Source organism: Quyinboa sediminis (assembly GCF_042219855.1).
Classification (GTDB): Bacteria; Bacteroidota; Bacteroidia; order Bacteroidales; family UBA5342; genus JBHJHP01.
This window is the reverse complement of the sequence record NZ_JBHJHP010000025.1, coordinates 1-3965: the sequence shown is the minus strand read 5'-3', so window position 1 is coordinate 3965 and position 3965 is coordinate 1. Positions and strand designations below refer to the sequence as shown.

Annotated in this window: 5 protein-coding genes; all 5 read right to left on the bottom strand. The window is 31.8% G+C overall.

All coding sequences use genetic code 11. The features are described from left to right. Window positions 1-208: 208 nt before the first annotated feature. The 5 genes from ACE1EF_RS19950 to ACE1EF_RS19930 all read right to left on the bottom strand — a co-directional run bounded on the left by ACE1EF_RS19950 (window position 209) and on the right by ACE1EF_RS19930 (window position 3666). Window positions 209-712 (bottom strand): hypothetical protein, encoded by a 504-nt coding sequence (locus tag ACE1EF_RS19950; RefSeq protein WP_375722474.1) that lies wholly within the window; start codon window positions 710-712, stop codon window positions 209-211. 290 nt (window positions 713-1002) lie between these two features. After that, the gene (locus ACE1EF_RS19945) at window positions 1003-1458 is read right to left on the bottom strand and encodes a hypothetical protein (RefSeq protein ID WP_375722473.1); all 456 of its coding nucleotides are present in this window, start codon (window positions 1456-1458) and stop codon (window positions 1003-1005) included. 214 nt (window positions 1459-1672) lie between these two features. After that, on the bottom strand, window positions 1673-2227 hold the full coding sequence (locus ACE1EF_RS19940) for a hypothetical protein (RefSeq protein WP_375722472.1): 555 nt from the start codon (window positions 2225-2227) through the stop codon (window positions 1673-1675). A gap of 188 nt (window positions 2228-2415) precedes the next feature. Next, window positions 2416-2889, bottom strand: a complete 474-nt coding sequence (locus ACE1EF_RS19935) for a hypothetical protein (protein ID WP_375722471.1) — start codon at window positions 2887-2889, stop codon at window positions 2416-2418. Window positions 2890-3132: 243 nt separating this feature from the next. Next, window positions 3133-3666 (bottom strand): hypothetical protein, encoded by a 534-nt coding sequence (locus ACE1EF_RS19930; protein WP_375722470.1) that lies wholly within the window; start codon window positions 3664-3666, stop codon window positions 3133-3135. Window positions 3667-3965 lie beyond the last annotated feature (299 nt).

The following is a 3965-nucleotide window of genomic DNA, read 5'->3' as shown; positions in this document are numbered from 1 at the left end:
ATAAAACAGAACAAATAATAGTATGTATAGAAAACCTCTCATAATTAAGATTTCTATTATGGCTTACAACGTTCCCGCGGTATGGTGTCGTGCGGTTGACTGTCACACGAAGTGTAGATAGTCAAGCCGTAAAGACGGCATACGGAATAAGGTTTTGCAAGTTATAATAAAACCGCATGCACTATGACCGCGTGTTGTATGCCGTTTTTTATTCATTTAAGTTGATCAACTCATCTTTAAATTTCCAATCATAAAATTCTCTTACATCGGATTTTGGAATTAATTCAAGTTCTTCCTTGCATCCGTAATAAAATTCTGTGTCTTGGTTAATTACATCAAATAGTAGATTAATTATTCGATTGATGTTTTCACTGTTAGTCTGCAACTTGCTAAAATCTTTCCAAGTCGATGAGCGTTTAATAACTATTCCAAAGTCAGGATTCCAAAACTGTGTGACACAACCGTCTATCACAGAAGGATTCTTTACATACTTGTATACACAGAATAATTCTCCTTCAATTAGATATTCTCGGCTTGATACAAACTCAAAATCAACTTTTTTTCTATTGTAAAAGTATTCTGGTTGAAAATACTTAGATTCTTTCACAATGATTTTAACCGTATCGTTTTTATCAATTAGTTTGGGGATATAGGTCAATGAATAAATACTATCATTTAATACCTGGTGATATTCAATTCGTGTTGTATCCAAGTATAATTCTGTATTGCTCTCCAAGTTATATTGCACATAATAATACTCAACAGGAACTTTGCTACTTTGGGAATTATTTCTTTGACAACTTAAAGTCGTTAGAATTAAAATCAATATGAAGATTATTTTTCTCATTCAAAATGGCATACAACGTTCCCGCGGTATGGTGTCGTGCGGTTGACTGTCCCACGAAGTGGAGACTGTCAAGCCGAAAACGACGGCATACGGAATGTGGTTTTGCAAGTTAAAATAAAACCGCATGCACTATTACCGTGTGTTGTGGGCTGGCTTTACTTAATTTTTAGAATCAATTTTTTCTCAATCATCTCAGATGAAGATTCGATTCGTATTAAGTACATAATTTCATCTTCAGGATTGTATATGCTTTCATTTAGTCTGAGCTGAATAGTATTAATCTTTCTTTGAACTCCATTTTCTTCATAATAACCAGTCAATTTAGCATCTCCAGGAAGATCTGTAATATCAATGAATTCTTTGTTATTAATTTTCTTTAAGATAAATAACTCAAATCGTGGTTGAATTTGAGTATATATTCCAAGAGAGAATTCATCGTTTACAGATGCAATTAGTGTATCCGTTTCTACTGTTTTTCCTTCACTATCTTGGCTATTTGTAAAATACTTTACTTTGATCCAATTACCGTTCAAATCAGGTTTATTTGACTCACAAGAATTAAAAATAATTATAAAGATTATTGAAATAATTAAGGCAAATTTGTCTTTCATGGTTTTAAATATTTAAGGTGCAAATAAGCTTAACTTTTAACTAGATTGAGAACTCCACCATAGCTTGCCCACAACGTTCCCGCGGTATGGTGTCGTGGCAGTTTCTGTCCGATAGGATAGGAACTGTCAGGACGAAAAGCGCTTGCAGCGAACGTTGAATTATTTGGTTTAAAAGTACTGCCATGCACTATGACCGCGTGTTGGCTGTAGTTTTTTATTTTCTTAGTATTCCATGTTCTTTAAGGATTAGTCTTATATGGGCATGCATAATTAAAATTCCGAAAGGGAAAGCTCCCAGTAAAAAATACGTAATGATATAATCAAATATTTTTGGTTCTTCCTTTTTGTCATAAAATTTAAAATCTTGACTAAATTTTATTGTAATATAACCAGTGCAGTAAAGTACGGCAATAGCATAAACGATATTCAAAATTATTGGTGATTCTTGCTCAAGTTTAAAAAGAAAGTAGAGATGTGTCGTAAGAGTACTAATAATTATAAAAAATGAAATAGTCAATATGCTTTTTAGCTTCCTAAGGGTACTTTTAGTTCCTAATTTCTCATTTATTTTATGGAAACCATATCCAATGATATATAACCAAAAAAAATAATATCCGATAAAGGCCATAAAAACAATTGAAACTGTCAAAAATATAAAACTATTTCTGATAATTTTATCAAATACTTGTAAAGCAAAAAAGGCTAAAATCATTGCTAGGATAAAGCCAATCAGGAAATATATTGGTTTTAGTTTATAGATTCTTTCCATATCAATTTACGATATTCATCAAAATTACAGCCAACGTTCCCGCGGTATGGTGTCGTGGCAGTTTCTGTCCCATGGGATAGGAACTGTCAGGACGAAAAGAGCAGGTTGCCGACGTTGAATTATTTTGTTTAAAATTACTGCCATGCACTATGACCGCGTGTTGTGGGCAGTTTTTTATATCAATTTTATTAATCTGTTTCATTCTTCTTCTCTTGAAATTTCTTGTCAATAAAATTTTTAGTTACTATTAAAAATATTTGAGCTGCAATCATAATTAAGAAAAATCGAGCATTTGCTCTGCTTTTTGACCGACGATATTCAATGGCAATCATATGTACTTGTTTTACAAAATCAGTCCGATATTCTTGTATATCAAATTTATCAACTTGAGATTTGCAATCTTTGAAATTGAATTCAAAATCAAGTTTAATTGGATTGTTATTTAAAAATTGAGATACGGTATCACAATATGATAAGAATAGTCCATAATCTCCTTCATTCTGATTTGGTATAGATTTGTAAATAGAAAACTCAATATCATTGAATTTATAATGAATCTTATTTTTACTACGCAAGTCAATATAAGGCAAAGTAATAACAATGATAAATACTAAACCTAAGATAGTTTTTAGTATTCGCTTTTTATTTTTTAAATTCATCATATAATTTGAATAGTTTCTATTTTCTATACTAATAATCAACAAATCTATCTTATCTAAATCTCATTTGTGTCGAATAGCTGGAGTTCTAGCAAAATTGCCCACAACGTTCCCGCGGTATGGTGTCGTGCGGTTGACTGTCCCACGAAGTGGAGACTGTCAAGCCGAAAACGACGGCATACGGTAATAGGATTTGCAAGTTAAAATAAAACCGCATGCACTATGACCGCGTGTTGTACGCCGTACTTATTCTACTGTTCCATGAATAAATTCATATACAACCTTCTTGTTTACAATCCATTTTGAGTAGATTGTTCCCATATATTGAGGATTCCAGTATATATATTCAATGTAATTTACTGGTTTATTATTTTTCTCAAGATAAAAGTTTCCTTCTCTTACTAAATGATCCATTACGAAATTGATATCATATGATAATGGGAATTTAGTCTTTATGTTATTAATATATAGATCATTTTCTTCTCTCTTTATTTTTAAGTTTTCATTATTCAGGAAGTTTGTTGTGAAGTCCTTTAAATACGTATATGCTTCAAAATCAATGTCGTAATTTTGAATTATTACATCTCTGAAGTTTTCAGTCTTGAAGTGAAATGTTAAATCACCCATATTAAAAGTCACTTTGCCATTAAAGATTGTAGAGTCTGAATAAACTAATAGTCTAACCTCAGATCCATATTCTAATATGGACCTTTTTTGAATGCTACAAGACGTTAGAAGAACTGCAGCAAAAACTATCAATATATTTTTAAATCTATCCAATAGTATCTTTTCTCGTATGGCGTACAACGTTCCCGCGGTATGGTGTCGTGGCAGTTTCTGTCCGATAGGATAGGAACTGTCAAGACGAAAAGAGCTGGCTGAGAACGTTTGTACATTTTGTTTAAAAATACTGCCATGCACTATGACCGCGTGTTAGCCACCGTAATTTATTTTCCGATATAAGTGATTATTCTGCTGTTGTTTTTATTAAATACAAATCTGACGACATGAAATTCATTTGGTTTATATTCAATCATACTCAATAAAGTGATGTAGTTGTTTTCTAAATAACCAAAACT